Source organism: Escherichia sp. WS338, from assembly GCF_046486405.1.
Lineage (GTDB): Bacteria > Pseudomonadota > Gammaproteobacteria > Enterobacterales > Enterobacteriaceae > Escherichia > Escherichia coli.
Genome location: NZ_JBJQLL010000008.1, coordinates 41,416 through 57,677 on the forward strand (window position 1 = coordinate 41,416; position 16,262 = coordinate 57,677).

17 protein-coding genes are annotated in these 16,262 nt (G+C 54.7%); 7 read left to right on the forward strand and 10 right to left on the reverse strand.

The window, feature by feature from the left end; translation table 11 throughout:
* Positions 1-19 precede the first annotated feature (19 nt).
* The 5 genes from ACJHWT_RS09465 to ACJHWT_RS09485 all read left to right on the forward strand — a co-directional run bounded on the left by ACJHWT_RS09465 (position 20) and on the right by ACJHWT_RS09485 (position 5,647).
* Positions 20-1,087, forward strand: coding sequence for an HlyD family secretion protein (locus ACJHWT_RS09465; protein WP_000361470.1), 1,068 nt, complete (start codon positions 20-22; stop codon positions 1,085-1,087).
* Entirely contained in the window at positions 1,084-3,819 is a 2,736-nt protein-coding gene (rbbA, locus tag ACJHWT_RS09470) for a ribosome-associated ATPase/putative transporter RbbA (protein WP_000149178.1), read from the forward strand. Before ACJHWT_RS09465 ends, rbbA begins: the two co-directional genes overlap by 4 nt.
* The gene (locus ACJHWT_RS09475) at positions 3,819-4,943 is read left to right on the forward strand and encodes an ABC transporter permease (protein ID WP_001318088.1); all 1,125 of its coding nucleotides are present in this window, start codon (positions 3,819-3,821) and stop codon (positions 4,941-4,943) included. Before rbbA ends, ACJHWT_RS09475 begins: the two co-directional genes overlap by 1 nt.
* Before the next feature lie 72 nt (positions 4,944-5,015).
* Positions 5,016-5,291: a type II toxin-antitoxin system HicA family toxin gene (locus tag ACJHWT_RS09480; protein WP_001260301.1), complete on the forward strand. Its 276-nt coding sequence runs from the start codon at positions 5,016-5,018 to the stop codon at positions 5,289-5,291.
* Positions 5,288-5,647 carry a type II toxin-antitoxin system HicB family antitoxin gene (locus ACJHWT_RS09485; RefSeq protein WP_000593557.1) on the forward strand — a complete coding sequence of 120 codons (360 nt, stop codon included), beginning with the start codon at positions 5,288-5,290 and terminating at the stop codon, positions 5,645-5,647. The genes ACJHWT_RS09480 and ACJHWT_RS09485 overlap by 4 nt, the downstream gene beginning before the upstream one ends.
* A 119-nt stretch (positions 5,648-5,766) precedes the next feature.
* Here the strand turns inward: ACJHWT_RS09485 and nikR are convergent, their stop codons facing one another.
* The 8 genes from nikR to ACJHWT_RS09525 form a co-directional block, all read right to left on the reverse strand.
* The gene (gene nikR, locus ACJHWT_RS09490; protein WP_001190062.1) at positions 5,767-6,168 is read right to left on the reverse strand and encodes a nickel-responsive transcriptional regulator NikR; all 402 of its coding nucleotides are present in this window, start codon (positions 6,166-6,168) and stop codon (positions 5,767-5,769) included.
* A gap of 5 nt (positions 6,169-6,173) precedes the next feature.
* Complete coding sequence (nikE, locus tag ACJHWT_RS09495) at positions 6,174-6,980, reverse strand: nickel import ATP-binding protein NikE (protein ID WP_000173650.1); 807 nt, start codon at positions 6,978-6,980, stop codon at positions 6,174-6,176.
* Entirely contained in the window at positions 6,977-7,741 is a 765-nt protein-coding gene (nikD, locus tag ACJHWT_RS09500) for a nickel import ATP-binding protein NikD (protein WP_001136206.1), read from the reverse strand. The genes nikE and nikD overlap by 4 nt, the downstream gene beginning before the upstream one ends.
* The gene (nikC, locus tag ACJHWT_RS09505) at positions 7,741-8,574 is read right to left on the reverse strand and encodes a nickel ABC transporter permease subunit NikC (RefSeq protein WP_021539320.1); all 834 of its coding nucleotides are present in this window, start codon (positions 8,572-8,574) and stop codon (positions 7,741-7,743) included. Before nikC ends, nikD begins: the two co-directional genes overlap by 1 nt.
* Positions 8,571-9,515 (reverse strand): nickel ABC transporter permease subunit NikB, encoded by a 945-nt coding sequence (gene nikB / locus ACJHWT_RS09510; RefSeq protein ID WP_000947063.1) that lies wholly within the window; start codon positions 9,513-9,515, stop codon positions 8,571-8,573. Before nikB ends, nikC begins: the two co-directional genes overlap by 4 nt.
* Complete coding sequence (gene nikA / locus ACJHWT_RS09515; protein WP_000953341.1) at positions 9,515-11,089, reverse strand: nickel ABC transporter substrate-binding protein; 1,575 nt, start codon at positions 11,087-11,089, stop codon at positions 9,515-9,517. Before nikA ends, nikB begins: the two co-directional genes overlap by 1 nt.
* A gap of 110 nt (positions 11,090-11,199) precedes the next feature.
* Positions 11,200-11,787, reverse strand: coding sequence for a 4'-phosphopantetheinyl transferase AcpT (gene acpT, locus ACJHWT_RS09520; protein ID WP_000285764.1), 588 nt, complete (start codon positions 11,785-11,787; stop codon positions 11,200-11,202).
* 54 nt (positions 11,788-11,841) lie between these two features.
* Positions 11,842-12,891 (reverse strand): AI-2E family transporter, encoded by a 1,050-nt coding sequence (locus tag ACJHWT_RS09525; RefSeq protein WP_001297848.1) that lies wholly within the window; start codon positions 12,889-12,891, stop codon positions 11,842-11,844.
* 98 nt (positions 12,892-12,989) lie between these two features.
* On the opposite strand from ACJHWT_RS09525, the gene ACJHWT_RS09530 reads away from it, so the two are divergent.
* Positions 12,990-14,240 (forward strand): MFS transporter, encoded by a 1,251-nt coding sequence (locus ACJHWT_RS09530; protein WP_001298004.1) that lies wholly within the window; start codon positions 12,990-12,992, stop codon positions 14,238-14,240.
* Positions 14,241-14,243: 3 nt separating this feature from the next.
* Here the strand turns inward: ACJHWT_RS09530 and dcrB are convergent, their stop codons facing one another.
* Both dcrB and ACJHWT_RS09540 read right to left on the reverse strand, forming a co-directional pair.
* Positions 14,244-14,801: a phage sensitivity protein DcrB gene (gene dcrB, locus ACJHWT_RS09535; protein ID WP_001245296.1), complete on the reverse strand. Its 558-nt coding sequence runs from the start codon at positions 14,799-14,801 to the stop codon at positions 14,244-14,246.
* 72 nt (positions 14,802-14,873) lie between these two features.
* On the reverse strand, positions 14,874-15,539 hold the full coding sequence (locus ACJHWT_RS09540; protein ID WP_001100463.1) for a 7-cyano-7-deazaguanine/7-aminomethyl-7-deazaguanine transporter: 666 nt from the start codon (positions 15,537-15,539) through the stop codon (positions 14,874-14,876).
* 221 nt (positions 15,540-15,760) lie between these two features.
* Here ACJHWT_RS09540 and tusA point away from each other — a divergent pair, with 221 nt between their 5' ends.
* The gene (gene tusA / locus ACJHWT_RS09545) at positions 15,761-16,006 is read left to right on the forward strand and encodes a sulfurtransferase TusA (protein ID WP_000130619.1); all 246 of its coding nucleotides are present in this window, start codon (positions 15,761-15,763) and stop codon (positions 16,004-16,006) included.
* Positions 16,007-16,262: the final 256 nt, after the last annotated feature.

Here is a 16,262-nt window from a genome sequence, read left to right on the forward strand (position 1 = left end):
GGATTATGGCGGATCGATTATGGATAAGAGTAAGCGCCATCTGGCGTGGTGGGTTGTCGGGGCACTGGCGGTGGCTGCCGTCGTGGCGTGGTGGCTGTTGCGCCCGGCGGGTGTGCCGGAAGGCTTTGCTGTCAGCAATGGGCGCATTGAAGCGACGGAAGTGGATATCGCCAGCAAAATTGCCGGGCGTATCGACACCATTCTGGTGAAAGAAGGCCAGTTTGTTCGAGAAGGTGAAGTGCTGGCGAAGATGGATACTCGCGTGTTGCAGGAACAGCGACTGGAAGCCATCGCGCAAATCAAAGAAGCACAAAGCGCCGTTGCCGCCGCGCAGGCTTTGCTGGAGCAACGCCAAAGCGAAACTCGTGCCGCACAGTCGCTGGTTAATCAACGCCAGGCCGAACTGGACTCCGTTGCCAAACGTCATACGCGTTCCCGCTCGCTCGCCCAACGAGGGGCTATTTCTGCGCAACAGCTGGATGACGATCGCGCCGCCGCTGAGAGCGCCCGAGCTGCGCTGGAATCAGCAAAAGCCCAGGTTTCGGCTTCTAAAGCCGCTATAGAAGCGGCACGCACCAATATCATTCAGGCGCAAACACGCGTCGAAGCCGCACAAGCCACTGAACGGCGCATTGCCGCAGATATCGATGACAGCGAACTGAAAGCCCCGCGTGACGGACGCGTGCAGTATCGGGTTGCCGAGCCAGGGGAAGTGCTGGCGGCAGGCGGTCGGGTGCTGAATATGGTCGATCTCAGCGACGTCTATATGACCTTCTTTCTGCCAACCGAACAGGCGGGCACGCTGAAACTGGGCGGTGAAGCACGTTTGATTCTTGATGCTGCACCAGATCTGCGTATTCCCGCGACCATCAGTTTTGTCGCCAGCGTCGCCCAGTTCACGCCAAAAACCGTCGAAACCAGCGATGAGCGGCTGAAATTGATGTTCCGTGTCAAAGCGCGTATCCCACCGGAATTACTCCAGCAGCATCTGGAATATGTCAAAACCGGATTGCCGGGCGTAGCGTGGGTGCGGGTGAATGAAGAACTTCCGTGGCCTGACGACCTGGTGGTGAGGTTGCCGCAATGACGCATCTGGAACTGGTTCCCGTCCCGCCTGTCGCGCAACTGGCGGGCGTGAGCCAGCATTATGGAAAAACCGTTGCGCTGAACAATATCACACTCGATATTCCGGCCCGTTGCATGGTCGGGCTGATTGGACCGGATGGTGTCGGTAAATCGAGCTTGTTGTCGTTGATTTCCGGTGCCCGCGTCATTGAGCAGGGCAGCGTGATGGTGCTGGGCGGCGATATGCGCGACCCGAAGCATCGCCGCGACGTTTGCCCGCGCATCGCCTGGATGCCGCAGGGGCTGGGCAAAAACCTCTACCACACCTTGTCGGTGTATGAAAACGTCGATTTTTTCGCTCGCCTGTTCGGTCACGACAAAGCGGAGCGGGAAGTGCGAATCAATGAGCTGCTGACCAGCACCGGGTTAGCACCGTTTCGTGATCGTCCGGCAGGGAAACTCTCCGGCGGGATGAAGCAAAAACTTGGGCTGTGCTGTGCGTTAATCCACGACCCGGAACTGTTGATTCTTGATGAGCCAACAACGGGGGTTGACCCGCTCTCCCGCGCCCAGTTCTGGGATTTGATCGACAGCATTCGCCAGCGGCAGAGCAATATGAGCGTGCTGGTCGCCACCGCCTACATGGAAGAGGCCGAACGCTTCGACTGGCTGGTAGCGATGAATGCCGGAGAAGTGCTGGCAACCGGCAGCGCCGAAGAGCTGCGGCAGCAAACGCAAAGTGCGACGCTGGAAGAGGCGTTTATAAATCTGTTACCGCAAGCGCAACGCCAGGCGCATCAGGCGGTAGTGATCCCACCGTATCAACCGGAAAACGCAGAGATTGCCATCGAAGCGCGCGATCTGACCATGCGTTTTGGTTCCTTCGTTGCCGTTGATCACGTCAATTTCCGCATTCCACGCGGGGAGATTTTTGGTTTTCTTGGATCGAACGGCTGCGGTAAATCCACCACCATGAAAATGCTAACCGGACTGCTGCCCGCCAGCGAAGGTGAGGCGTGGCTGTTTGGGCAACCGGTTGATCCAAAAGATATCGATACCCGCCGTCGGGTAGGCTATATGTCGCAGGCGTTTTCGCTCTATAACGAGCTCACCGTGCGGCAAAACCTGGAGTTACATGCCCGTTTGTTTCACATCCCGGAAGCGGAAATTCCCGCGCGAGTGGCTGAAATGAGCGAGCGTTTTAAGCTCAACGACGTCGAAGATGTATTGCCGGAGTCATTGCCGCTCGGCATTCGCCAGCGGCTATCGCTGGCGGTGGCGGTGATTCATCGCCCGGAGATGTTAATCCTTGATGAACCGACTTCTGGCGTCGATCCGGTGGCGAGGGATATGTTCTGGCAGTTGATGGTCGATCTCTCGCGTCAGGACAAAGTGACTATCTTCATCTCCACCCACTTTATGAACGAAGCGGAACGTTGTGACCGTATCTCACTGATGCACGCCGGAAAAGTGCTCGCCAGCGGTACACCGCCGGAACTGGTTGAGAAACGCGGAGCCGCCAGTCTGGAAGAGGCATTTATCGCTTATTTGCAGGAAGCGGCAGGGCAGAGCAACGAAGCTGAAGCGCCGCCGGTGGTACACGACACCACCCACGCGCCACGTCAGGGATTCAGCCTGCGCCGTCTGTTTAGCTACAGCCGCCGCGAAGCGCTGGAACTGCGACGCGATCCGGTACGTTCGACGCTGGCGCTGATGGGAACGGTGATCCTGATGCTGATAATGGGTTACGGCATCAGTATGGATGTGGAAAACCTGCGCTTTGCGGTGCTTGACCGCGATCAAACCGTCAGTAGCCAGGCGTGGACGCTCAATCTTTCCGGTTCCCGTTACTTTATCGAACAGCCACCGCTCACCAGTTATGACGAGCTTGATCGTCGGATGCGTGCGGGCGATATCACGGTGGCAATTGAGATCCCTCCCAATTTCGGGCGCGATATCGCGCGTGGTACGCCCGTGGAACTCGGTGTCTGGATCGACGGTGCGATGCCGAGCCGCGCCGAAACGGTAAAAGGCTACGTGCAGGCCATGCACCAGAGCTGGCTACAGGATGTGGCGAGCCGACAGTCCACACCCGCCAGCCAAAGCGGGCTGATGAATATTGAGACGCGCTATCGCTATAACCCGGATGTAAAAAGCCTGCCAGCGATTGTTCCGGCGGTGATCCCGCTTCTGCTGATGATGATCCCGTCAATGCTAAGCGCTCTTAGCGTGGTGCGGGAAAAAGAGCTAGGGTCGATTATCAACCTTTACGTGACACCCACCACCCGTAGCGAATTTTTGCTTGGCAAACAGCTGCCGTACATCGCGCTGGGGATGCTGAACTTTTTCCTGCTCTGCGGCCTGTCGGTGTTTGTGTTTGGCGTACCGCATAAAGGTAGTTTCCTGACGCTCACCCTGGCGGCGCTGCTGTATATCATCATTGCCACCGGAATGGGGCTGCTGATCTCCACCTTTATGAAAAGCCAGATTGCCGCCATTTTCGGTACGGCGATTATCACGTTGATCCCGGCGACACAGTTTTCCGGGATGATCGATCCGGTAGCTTCGCTGGAAGGTCCAGGACGCTGGATCGGCGAGGTTTACCCGACCAGTCATTTTCTGACTATCGCCCGCGGGACGTTCTCGAAAGCGCTGGATCTGACTGATTTGTGGCAACTTTTTATCCCGCTGCTGATAGCCATCCCGCTGGTGATGGGCTTAAGCATCCTGCTGCTGAAAAAACAGGAGGGATGATGCGCCATTTACGCAATATTTTTAATCTGGGTATCAAAGAGTTGCGCAGTCTGCTCGGTGATAAAGCGATGCTGACGTTGATTGTTTTCTCGTTTACGGTATCGGTGTATTCGTCAGCGACCGTCACGCCAGGATCGTTGAACCTCGCGCCGATCGCCATAGCCGATATGGATCAATCGCAGTTGTCGAACCGGATCGTTAACAGCTTCTATCGCCCGTGGTTTTTGCCACCGGAGATGATCACCGCCGATGAGATGGATGCCGGACTGGACGCCGGACGCTATACCTTCGCGATAAATATTCCGCCTAATTTTCAGCGTGATGTCCTCGCCGGACGCCAGCCGGATATTCAGGTGAACGTCGATGCCACGCGCATGAGCCAGGCATTCACTGGCAACGGTTATATCCAGAATATTATCAACGGTGAAGTGAACAGCTTTGTCGCGCGCTACCGTGATAATAGCGAACCGTTGGTATCGCTGGAAACCCGGATGCGCTTTAACCCGAACCTCGATCCCGCGTGGTTTGGCGGGGTGATGGCGATCATCAACAACATTACCATGCTGGCGATTGTGCTGACCGGATCGGCGCTGATCCGCGAGCGCGAACACGGCACGGTGGAACACTTACTGGTGATGCCGATAACGCCGTTTGAGATCATGATGGCGAAGGTCTGGTCGATGGGGTTGGTGGTGCTGGTGGTGTCGGGATTATCGCTGGTACTGATGGTGAAAGGCGTGCTGGGCGTACCGATTGAAGGCTCGATCCCGCTGTTTATGCTGGGCGTGGCGCTCAGTCTGTTTGCCACTACGTCGATCGGCATTTTTATGGGGACGATAGCGCGTTCAATGCCGCAACTGGGGCTGCTGGTGATTCTGGTGCTGCTACCGCTGCAAATGCTTTCCGGTGGATCCACGCCGCGCGAAAGTATGCCGCAGACGGTGCAGGACATTATGCTGACCATGCCGACGACACACTTTGTCAGCCTCGCGCAGGCCATTCTCTACCGTGGTGCCGGATTCGAAATCGTCTGGCCGCAGTTCCTGACGCTGATGGCAATTGGCGGCGCATTTTTCACCATCGCACTGCTGCGATTCAGGAAGACGATTGGGACAATGGCGTAAGGAAGGGAAACTTGACTTCATATTGTGATGTCATACTATTGATGTCATAAAGTGAAGTCATAAGGACATGCCATGAGAACCCAGGTACAGGCTTTACGGAAGAAACAAAAAAATACATTGGATCAAATATTTAAATCTCCTGTTCCTCAAGGGATTAAGTGGTCTGATATAGAGTCACTGGTTAAAGCATTAGGCGGAGAAATTAAGGAAGGAAGAGGTTCGCGTTGTAAGTTCATACTAAATATGAGCGTTGCGTGTTTCCATCGGCCTCATCCGTCGCCAGATACCGATAAAGGCGCTGTAGAAAGCGTTCGTGACTGGTTACTAAGTATAGGGGTAAAACCATGATCAAACTGAAGACACCAAACTCTATGGAGATTGCCGGGCAACCTGCAGTTATCACTTACGTGCCAGAACTGAATGCATTTCGTGGCAAATTCCTGGGCTTGTCAGGTTATTGTGATTTTGTCTCTGACAGTATTCAGGGGCTGCAAAAAGAAGGGGAGCTTTCCCTGCGAGAGTATCTTGAGGATTGTAAAGCTGCGGGTATTGAGCCGTATGCGCGTACAGAAAAGATTAAGACCTTTACATTACGCTATCCAGAATCGCTGAGTGAACGCCTTACTAATGCGGCTGCGCAGCAACAAGTCTCTGTAAATACTTATATTATTGAAACGCTAAATGAGCGTTTGAATCATTTATAAATTTTAGCGGCGTACATTACGCAGAATATCTGCCTTTACAGGATCTATCTATGCAACTGAACTTAATTTTATAAATTAAGTTCAGTTAATATCTTTTCTTTCCTCGTTTTAGAAATAACTCAATCTTCCTTCGGCAAGCACTGCAAATGCCCGTGCCGCACGCCGCGCTGGGCGATAACGTCATCGGCAAAATGCTGCACGTCGCCCATGTCACCTTTCAGCACGGCAATTTCCAGACAGTCGTCGTGATTAATGTGCACATGCAGAGTAGCAACCGAGAGATCGTGGTGATGATGCTGGGTGGAAACAATACGGCTGGCTAAGTCGCGTTTTTCGTGTTCATACACATAGGAGAGCACTGCGAAACCTTGTGTGCCGTGCTGCTGGGTGGCCTCTTGCGCCAGGGCGCTACGCAGAATATCGCGGATAGCTTCGGAACGGTTGTTATAACCACGACGCTGGCTCAGGCTGTCCAGCGTCTCCAGTAAATCGTCATCAAGCGTGATGGTGACTCGTTGCATTTGCGTTAAACCTTTTCTGTGGTGCGACAGCGCACGGGGAATGCGGGTAATACCGCGTTTTGTAGCACACGTCCGGCGTCAGAGGAAAAGGTTAATTTATCTCCCACCACCTGGGTTTCGACGATTTGCCCGTTGTCCATCACCATCACTCGTTGGCAAAAGCGTTCTACCAGGCGTAAGTCGTGGGTGATGAACAGGCAGGCGGTGCCAAACTGTTGTTGCAGCTTTTTCAGCAGGCGAATGACGCCCGCCTGTAACACGAGATCAAGGTTAGAAACGGCTTCATCCAGAATCAGCAGTTTCGGTTCGACCGCCAACGCGCGTGCCAGGCAGACGCGCTGGAGCTGGCCGCCGCTTAACTGCGGTGGGCGTTTGTCGAGAACGCTGTCATCGAGATCGACCGCCTTCAGCATTTCGCTGGCGCGCGCCAGTTGTTCGGCTTTTTTCAGTGATAGCAGGTGGCGCATCGGTTCACGCAGGATCTCGCGCACGGTTTTGCGCGGATTCACGGCACTGATGGAGTCCTGAAACACCATCTGAATATCACGGCGGAAGGCTTTACGTTGGGCGCGATTAAGTTTCGCCAGCGATTCGCCGCGCCAGCAAATATTCCCTTGTGAGGGAGACTCTAAGCCTACCAGCAGCCGCGCGAGGGTGCTTTTTCCGCAGCCGCTGCGTCCCAGCAGGGCGACGGTTTCACCGCTTTTCAGAGTCAAAGAAACGTTATTCAGCACCGCTTGGTGCTGATGTTTTCCGCTAAATCCACCGTGCGCATAGTGATGTGAAAGGTCGCAGACGTTAAGTAAAGTCATGATGCCAGCTCCATACCGTAGAGGGCGAGATGAGCGGAAACCAGGCTGCGCGTTACCACATGTTTGGGGGCGTTAAACAGCGTTTCGACATCGCCCTGTTCGACAATTTTACCGTGCGACATCACCGCCACATCATCCGCCAGACGCGCCACAACGCCCATATCATGGGTCACCAGCAGCATTCCCGGCGCTTGTTTTTGCATAATGCTCTCCAGCAGATCGAGGATGCGCGCCTGCGCTACCACATCAAGGTCGGTAGTCGGTTCATCGGCGATGATAAACGGTGATTCGCACAGCACCGCCATCGCAATCATCATGCGCTGCAACATGCCGCCGCTCATCTCGAACGGGTACAGCTTCAGCACGCGCGCGGCGTTTTCCAGCCCCACCGCTTCTATGGCAGCGGTAAGCGTGGCGTCATCGGCGGGTTTCCCCAGCGCTAGGCAGGTTTCCCGCGCGTGGGTGTGCATGGTGTGCAGCGGATTAAAGGCGCTGCGCGGGTTCTGCATGATGGTGGCAATTTTGATGCCGCGCAGGGCGCAGGGAGAAACCGGTTTGCCATCGGCTAAAATTTCCCCCGCCGTCTGGCGAACGCCTGCGGGGAGAATGCCCAGCGCCGCGGCGCAGGTTAATGATTTCCCGCTGCCGCTACCGCCGACTAACGCCAGCACACGCCCGCGTTTAAGGGTTAACGATACGCCGTGCACCAGCGGCTGCGCGGCCTGTAGCGCGATATTACGTAGTTCAATCTGTTGCGGCATTAGTGTGCGTGCTCCGTCACCAGATGAGGGTCCAGATGATCGCGCAGTGCGTCACCCACCAGGTTAAAGGCCATCACGCTGATAAACAGCGCCAGCCCCGGCCAGAACATTTGCAGCGGCTGGGTCCAGATATACTGGCGCGCGTCGTTAATCATCACGCCCCATTCGGCGGTCGGCGCGGTCACGCCGAGGCCGAGGAAGGACATCCCCGCGACGTGCAGCATCATATGACCAATATCCAGCGTCGCCAGCACCAGCAGCGAGGGGATCACCGCGCCTGCCAGATGATCGACAAACACCCGCACATGGCCCGCGCCGGAAAGCCGTGACGCCAGCACAAACTCGCGCTGGCGTAGCGAAATCACCAGGCTGCGCACCATGCGCGCATACCACGCCCAGTGCGACAGGGCGATGGCGATAATCACGTTGGTCAACCCGGTGCCGAGTACGCCGACCATAAAGAACGACAGAATCGACGTCGGGAAGGTCATAAATATATCGGCAACGCGCATGGTGGCCTGATCAACGCGCCCGCCAATCAGCCCGGCGCTGCCGCCAATAACTAGCCCTAATGTCAGCACCAGCAGCAGGCAGGCCATTACCGAGCCGAGCGACACGCGGGTCGCCGCCATCAGCCGCGAGAAAATATCGCGCCCTAAATGATCGGTACCCAGCCAGTGCTGCGCATCCGGTGAAAGCAGGCGCGACGGCAGATCAATCGCCTGTGGGTCATACGGCAGCCACCACTGGCTGGTGAGCGCAATCAGCGCCAGCAGGGCGATAATGATCAGCGCCAGGCGTACCGACCAGCGGGAAGAGAGGAAAAAGTTCACGCGTGCGCTCCTTCATGACGACGAATGCGCGGGTCCAGCGCGGCGTTGAGTAAATCAACAATCAAATTACAGACCACAAAAACCACTACCATCATCAGCGTAAAGCACTGGATCACCGGATAGTCACGGTTAAAAATCGCCGACACCGCATAGCGCCCGACGCCAGGCCAGGCAAAGATGTTTTCGATAATCATCGTCCCGCCAATCAGTTCGCCAATGTGCATCCCCACGGCGGTGATCATCGGCAGCGAGGCATTGCGCAGAATATGGCGGCGTTCGGTCTGTTTGTCGTTCAGGCCGCGTAGCCGTGCCCAGGTGACGTGACGCTGACCGGCGACGTCCAGCATACTGGCGCGCAGCAGACGCGCGTTAATCGCCAGCGACATAAAGGCAATGGAAACCGCAGGCAGAATGATGTGCTGCCAGCCGCCGTAGCCCATCGCGGGTAGCCATTGCAGATATACCGAAAACGCCATCACCAGCAAAAACGCCAGCCAGAAGTTGGGCATCGACACGCCGAGAAACGCGATGAAACGTACGGCGAAATCCGGCAGATGATCGCGATGGCGCGCCGCCCAGATACCGAGCGGCACGGAAGTGAGCAGAATTAATACCAGCGCGGCACCTGCAAGTTCCAGCGTGGCGGGCAGGAAGTTCAGCATATCGTCCAGCACCGGGCGTTGGCTGGCGAATGAGATACCGAAATCGAGATGCAGCGCCTTCCATAGCCAGGTGCCGTATTGCACGTACAGCGGCTGATCCAGCCCCAGCATGGTGCGGGTAGAGGCCAGCATCTCCGGCGTCGGCGGCAGGTTAGACAGACGCAAATAATCAAGCGCCGGGTCGCCGGTGCCGAGGCGCAGCATCAGAAAAATGATCACCGAGGCGGCGAGCACCATCGGGATCAGCAGCAGAAAGCGGCGTAATACGTAACGCAACATTAAGGTTTCACCGGTTTAATCTGTTCGAACGGAATTTCGGTGGCGATCGGCGCGTAGGGGATGTTACCCAGCTCCGGTTTTGATACCACCATCATCGAGATGTAGCTGATAGGCAGATAAACCGCCTCGTCATGCAGACGGGTCAGAATGTCGCGATACAGCGCCTGACGTTGCGTTTCGTCATGGGTTGCCAGCACTTCGCCGATCTCTTTATCAATCAGCGGCTTGTCGGCTAATCCTTGCTGTGCCTGGAAATCAGCGTGCGACGGTACGCGCATTGAACTCAGGAAGGCGTGTGGATCGTATGGCGCGCCCCAGGTGCGATGGAAAATCATGCCAAAACGACCGTCGCGCTGACGAGCATAGATACTGCTCTCTTCTTCGCCAATCAGTGAGACATCTGCGCCAATCTGGCGCATATCAGCCTGAATGATTTCCGCCATCGATTTGCTTAACGCATCGGTGCCGATGAACGACAGTTCAATGCGCAGCGGCTGACCATTTTTCTCGCGGATGTCTTTGCCCGCAGGCAGCGTCCAGCCGGCTTTTTCCAGCAACGCTTTCGCTTTCTGCGGATCGTACTGGCGCGGTTTCAGGCCGAGGTTGGCATAGGGCACAGAAGGAGCAAACAAGGTGTCGGCGACCTGCTGGGTGCCATACAACGCGTTATCAATCAGCGATTTTTTGTTTACCGCGTAATTAAGAGCTTCACGTACGGCCAGCTCGTTGGTGGGGGCTTTGGCGGTATTGAGTGCCAGCATCACGGTTTCGATCGGCTGTGACAGTTGGGTGTGGTAAGCCGGGTTCTGGCTAAAGCGGGCGAAGGTATCGAGCGGTAATAATCCTTCATTTCCGTACAGCAGGTCGATATCGCCAGTTTCAAACGCTACCGCGCGGGTAGTCGGGTCCGGGATGACGTTAAAAGTGATCTTCTTAATCGCCGGCTTCTCGCCCCAGTAGTTTTCGTTACGGACAAAGACATCGTACTGATTCAGTTTCGATTCCTGTAAAACCCACGGCCCGGTGCCAATCGGCGCTTTAATTCCGTTCATGGTTTCATGGTTTTTAAACTGCGAGGGGGCGATAAAGCGGAAAGGGCGCGGCAGGGCCAGTTCTTGCAGGAAAGGATAGTAGGCGCTTTTCAGGGTAATTTGCAGCTCTGTTTTACTGAGTGCTTTAACATCAACAATCTGGTTTGCCAGCTCCAGCCAGGCGTGACGTTGACGGTTATCGAGCACTGCGCGGAAGTTTTCTGCCGCCGCTTCTGCATCAAACGGTTCACCGTTGGAGAATTTCACGCCATCACGCAGGGTGAAGGTCCAGATTTTGCCATCTTCAGAATGAGTCCAGCTTTTTGCCAGCCACGGGATCACCGAACCGTCTGCCTGATATTTCACCAATGGTTCATAAACCATGCTCTGGGCGAACATCTGGTTAGGCGTGTAAAGGTGCGGGTTTAGTGGCCCGACATTCACCGGCCAGGCGGTGGTGATTTCATCTGGTGCAGCGGCATGGACGATAAAAGACGCACAAGCCAGCAGCGCAAATAGAGTGCGGCGGAGTGTGGAGAGCATGGTAACCCCAATGGATTAAAATAGATGGCGGAAATAAGTATGACGATTTTAAGTATTCGTCATACTGATTACCTGTTCTGGATCAATAGATGGGCAGTCGGGTGGGCGGATCAGTTAACTGAATCGATCCATTGCACACTGTCGGCGGTGAGCGTAAAGGGGGTAGGGGTGCAGATCGCCAGGCTTAAATTGTCTAGCTGACAATGGCTGACTGACAGTGATGAGTGATAGGTGCTGTCTACGCTGACGATTTGCCAGGCGCTGCCGCCACGCTGTTTAACGATGGCTTCTTTGCGCGTCCAGATGCGCCAGAACATTTCCAGTTGCTGATCAGGATGCACGGCGTCCATCTCGGCATGTTCCCCAAGGCTGAACACGGCGTTCGCCAGCCAGCGCCAGTTGGCGCGCGGGCGAATCACTTCGATATCGCAGCCAACTTCGCCTTCATCGCTCAACAGCAGGGCGATATCGTCACCGCTATGGCTTAAGTTGAACCATAGCGGCGTTTCCGGCGCGAATGCAGGTTTGCCTTGTTCGCCATAGATGATCTCCGGTAGCGGGGAAAGCGTGTGCGAAAGCAATGCACGCCCCGCCAGCCAGCGTTCGCGTCGTGGACCTTGCGGTGCTTGATCGCGTAAAGCCGGTGGCAGTGGAGCTGCGCTTAAGGTCGAAACTTTCCCCAGAACTATCCGATACATATCAGGGCCAACGTATAATGGAAAATGAAAGTGCGTATCGTAACACTTGTCGCCTCATCCCGGTAACCGACTTTTCGGTCTGCCTGGCCCCAGTAAAATCGCCAGTTTGCTACCGCCTTTGGTGGTTTCCATCCAGATTTTACACACGCTGGTTAATGGCACCGAAAGTAGCATCCCTACCGGGCCGAGCAGCCATCCCCAAATTAACAATGAAAGAAATACCACCATGGTGGACATCCCCAGGCGATGGCCCATCATCCGTGGCTCTAAAATATTGCCGATGACCATATGGACAACTAAAAACAATGCGCCGACCAGAATACATTCGTAAATACCATTAAACAGCAGCACCTGAATCATTGGCGGTACGGCGGAAATTACCGCGCCGATATTGGGCACGTAGTTGAGCAAAAACGCCAGTACTGCCCACATCAGCGCAAACTGCACCCCCATCAGCTCCAGCCCCAGCCAGACGATGACACCCGTCCATAAACTGAGTAGCGTCTTTAACGCCAGATAATGCGAAACGCCTTTAAGTGCGCGGTGTAGTCCGGCGATGTGAATCTGTGGGTTATTTAGCGCAAAACGCATTTTGTAAGGGACGTGGCGCACTTCAAACAGCATGAAAACTACGGTCATCACCAGCAAAAGCACGCTCGCCATTGCCCCGGAAAGCCCGGTCATTAGCGCCGTGGTGAAGGTAACCACTTTTTCCGAGTCCATCCGCTGCAGCATTCGCTCCGGCGACATATGTAAATTAAGAAAAGGCAACATCTCCTGCAATTTAAAAAGTTTGCGCGTCAGCTCCTTATTAAACTTCGGCAGCATAGAGATAAATTCGTTAAACGATGCCGCCAGTACGCCGACCAGCGCAGTTAGTGCGATCAGCATCACCACCACCACAATCGTAATGGCAACGGGGCGTTGTACTCCCCGACGAATAAACCAGGTGACGAGCGGGTTGAGGACGATGGCAAAAAACAGCGCCAGTAACAGCTGCACAATGATATCTGCCGCTGCGTGAATGCCCGCGAGGATCACTACCAGCGAGGCCAGCTTGAGCAGAATGTGCATGCCCGTTTTATCGGGTTGAGGGGTTTCCATTGGGGCTTCCTTGTGACTTTTTGTATTAAGTGTAGCGGGAGTCACGCCAGCAATATTCTGATTCTTACTGCTGATTTTCACGTCAGCACGTGGTAAAAATGAAACACTGTTGTAAAAATGTGGTGATCCTCATGCCCGAACCCGTAGCCGAACCCGCGCTAAACGGATTGCGCCTGAATTTGCGCATTGTCTCCATTGTCATGTTTAACTTCGCCAGCTACCTCACCATCGGGTTGCCGCTCGCTGTATTACCGGGCTATGTCCATGATGTGATGGGCTTTAGCGCTTTTTGGGCAGGATTGGTTATCAGCCTGCAATATTTCGCCACCTTGCTGAGCCGCCCTCATGCCGGACGTTACGCCGATTTGCTGGGACCCAAAAAGATTGTCGTCTTCGGTTTATGCGGCTGCTTTTTGAGCGGTCTGGGATATCTGACGGCAGGATTAACCGCCAGTCTGCCCGTCATCAGCCTGTTATTACTGTGCCTGGGGCGCGTCATCCTTGGGATTGGGCAAAGTTTTGCCGGAACGGGATCGACCCTGTGGGGCGTTGGCGTGGTTGGCTCGCTGCATATCGGGCGGGTGATTTCGTGGAACGGCATTGTCACTTACGGGGCGATGGCGATGGGTGCGCCGTTAGGTGTCGTGTTTTATCACTGGGGCGGCTTGCAGGCGTTAGCGTTAATCATTATGGGCGTGGCGCTGGTGGCCATTTTGTTGGCGATCCCGCGTCCGACGGTAAAAGCCAGTAAAGGCAAACCGCTGCCGTTTCGCGCGGTGCTTGGGCGCGTCTGGCTGTACGGTATGGCGCTGGCACTGGCTTCCGCCGGATTTGGCGTTATCGCCACCTTTATCACGCTGTTTTATGACGCTAAAGGTTGGGACGGTGCGGCTTTCGCGCTGACGCTGTTTAGCTGTGCGTTTGTCGGTACGCGTTTGTTATTCCCTAACGGCATTAACCGTATCGGCGGCTTAAACGTAGCGATGATTTGCTTTAGCGTTGAGATAATCGGCCTGCTACTGGTTGGCGTGGCGACTATGCCGTGGATGGCGAAAATCGGCGTCTTACTGGCGGGGGCAGGGTTTTCGCTGGTGTTCCCGGCATTGGGCGTAGTGGCGGTAAAAGCGGTTCCGCAGCAAAATCAGGGGGCGGCGCTGGCAACTTACACCGTATTTATGGATTTATCGCTTGGCGTGACCGGACCACTGGCTGGGCTGGTGATGAGTTGGGCGGGCGTTCCGGTGATTTATCTGGCGGCGGCGGGACTGGTCGCAATCGCGTTATTACTGACGTGGCGATTAAAAAAACGGCCCCCGGTGGAAATACCTGAGGCCGCCTCATCATCTTAAAACTTACTGAATAACTAGCGTATTAATGATGTTTTCTGCGGTGGTCTGTGCTTTTTGCTGATTGTCAGCTGGCAGCGTAATTTGCATGGTTAGCAGTTGATTACCCACGTTACCCAGAATAACGGAAGAGTACGCCGTCTGGCCTTTCGCGGAGATAATGCTGTCTAACTGCTGCATTTTGTGACCTTTCAGCTCAATGGCTTTATTGGTTACCACTTGCAGCTGCGGATCGCGGCTACGTTGCTGATCTTCCAGACGCTTCGCCAGCACCGCCAGATCTTCTTTCGGATCATCGCCCATGATGACGATGACTGCTTTCTGCCCGGTGGCGTCGGACCAGACATGCATGTTATTGGCCTGCGTTCCCAGCTTACCGCTCTGGTCGGTCATATCTGCTGGCAGCGAGAAACTTAACTTGCCATCAAGTAGGTTGACGGGATTCCCGGTCGCGTTACTTTCTGCGACCGAACCCTGCGCCGTAGCGTTAGTGTCTTTATCATCACAGGCCGCAAGCCCCATAACCAGCAGGCCAATTCCGACATATTTAACCAGATTGCGCATTGACTTCTTCCTTTCGATAAACGGCCATAACGGCTCATTCATCCATCTTATCACAACTCTGATAACGAACCTTTAACTCGCCTGCAAAGCGTTGATTTCGGATTTATCTGCCAGTCTTTTCAACAGCATATTGAGTAATACGCCATACATTGGCAGGAAGAAAACGATACTGATTAACACTTTGAAACAGTAATCGACCAGCGCGATTTCCATCCAGTGTTCAGCCATAAAGGCATCCGGGCTACGCCAGAAGGCAATGAAGAAGAAGGCCAGCGTGTCGCTGACGTTACCGAACAGTGTGGACGCTGTCGGTGCCAGCCACCAGTGACGACTCTGACGCAGGCGGTTAAAAACGTGCACGTCGAGGATCTGCCCCAGCGCGTAGGCCATGAAACTGGCGGTGGCGATACGGGCGACAAACAGGTTGAAGTGGGCGAGCGCGCCGAATCCCTGCCAGGAACCCATATAGAACAGCGACGAGATGACGTAGGAGATCAGTAACGCCGGGATCATCACCGCAAAGATGATACGACGGGCCAGCGGTGCGCCAAAAATACGCACGGTCAGGTCGGTAGCAAGGAAAATAAACGGAAAGCTAAATGCGCCCCAGGTGGTATGGAAACCAAAAATGGAGACGGGAAGCTGAACCAGATAGTTACTGGAGGTGATCACCAGCAGATGAAATAACGATAACCAGAACAACGCCTTATAGCGTTGAGTTTGCGAGAAAACGTTCATATTGTACCTTTTTGATTAACCATTGGGGTGAGGGAACCCAATACGTACGACACGCTATTTTACCTTGATTAAATAACGTTCTTACCCTTTTTTCGAGCCGCCGCATGATACTGCTTTACGTTGACAATGCAATGGTTAATTTTCACGCAATCGTTAACCTGGTTTGCTTACGGACTCACAGGGCGTAAACTAGCGCCGTTTTTTTATGTGATGAGAAGAAAATGACCGATCTCTTTTCCAGCCCTGACCACACACTCGACGCACTTGGCCTGCGCTGCCCGGAACCAGTAATGATGGTGCGCAAAACAGTGCGCAATATGCAGCCAGGCGAAACGTTGCTGATTATCGCCGACGATCCGGCCACTACCCGCGATATTCCTGGGTTTTGTACCTTTATGGAACACGAACTGGTTGCTAAAGAGACGGATGAACTGCCTTATCGTTATTTGATTCGCAAAGGCGGTTGATGGGGAAAGATTGGCTTCGATGCCGCCTTTTCCCCTCACCCTAACCCTCTCCCCAGAGGAGCGAGGGGACCGATCGCGCTCAATGTTGCTGCTTGAAACCGGTTTGTAGGCCGGATAAGGCGTTCAAGCTGCATCTGGCGATACGGTGCACAATGCCTGATGCGACGCTGTCGCGTCTTATCATGCCTACGAGTTCGATGCTCTGTGTAGGCCGGATAAGGTGTTCACGCCGCATCCGGCATTGTTGGACCGTAGA

Bases quoted from the DNA above. Each gene is read 5' to 3' on its own strand.
- ACJHWT_RS09465 (WP_000361470.1), top strand. From the start codon at position 20: ATGGATAAGAGTAAGCGCCATCTGGCGTGGTGGGTTGTCGGGGCACTG.
- rbbA (WP_000149178.1), top strand. From the start codon at position 1,084: ATGACGCATCTGGAACTGGTTCCCGTCCCGCCTGTCGCGCAACTGGCG.
- ACJHWT_RS09475 (WP_001318088.1), top strand. From the start codon at position 3,819: ATGCGCCATTTACGCAATATTTTTAATCTGGGTATCAAAGAGTTGCGC.
- ACJHWT_RS09480 (WP_001260301.1), top strand. From the start codon at position 5,016: ATGAGAACCCAGGTACAGGCTTTACGGAAGAAACAAAAAAATACATTG.
- ACJHWT_RS09485 (WP_000593557.1), top strand. From the start codon at position 5,288: ATGATCAAACTGAAGACACCAAACTCTATGGAGATTGCCGGGCAACCT.
- nikR (WP_001190062.1), bottom strand. From the start codon at position 6,168: ATGCAACGAGTCACCATCACGCTTGATGACGATTTACTGGAGACGCTG.
- nikE (WP_000173650.1), bottom strand. From the start codon at position 6,980: ATGACTTTACTTAACGTCTGCGACCTTTCACATCACTATGCGCACGGT.
- nikD (WP_001136206.1), bottom strand. From the start codon at position 7,741: ATGCCGCAACAGATTGAACTACGTAATATCGCGCTACAGGCCGCGCAG.
- nikB (WP_000947063.1), bottom strand. From the start codon at position 9,515: ATGTTGCGTTACGTATTACGCCGCTTTCTGCTGCTGATCCCGATGGTG.
- nikA (WP_000953341.1), bottom strand. From the start codon at position 11,089: ATGCTCTCCACACTCCGCCGCACTCTATTTGCGCTGCTGGCTTGTGCG.
- acpT (WP_000285764.1), bottom strand. From the start codon at position 11,787: ATGTATCGGATAGTTCTGGGGAAAGTTTCGACCTTAAGCGCAGCTCCA.
- ACJHWT_RS09525 (WP_001297848.1), bottom strand. From the start codon at position 12,891: ATGGAAACCCCTCAACCCGATAAAACGGGCATGCACATTCTGCTCAAG.
- ACJHWT_RS09530 (WP_001298004.1), top strand. From the start codon at position 12,990: ATGAAACACTGTTGTAAAAATGTGGTGATCCTCATGCCCGAACCCGTA.
- dcrB (WP_001245296.1), bottom strand. From the start codon at position 14,801: ATGCGCAATCTGGTTAAATATGTCGGAATTGGCCTGCTGGTTATGGGG.
- ACJHWT_RS09540 (WP_001100463.1), bottom strand. From the start codon at position 15,539: ATGAACGTTTTCTCGCAAACTCAACGCTATAAGGCGTTGTTCTGGTTA.
- tusA (WP_000130619.1), top strand. From the start codon at position 15,761: ATGACCGATCTCTTTTCCAGCCCTGACCACACACTCGACGCACTTGGC.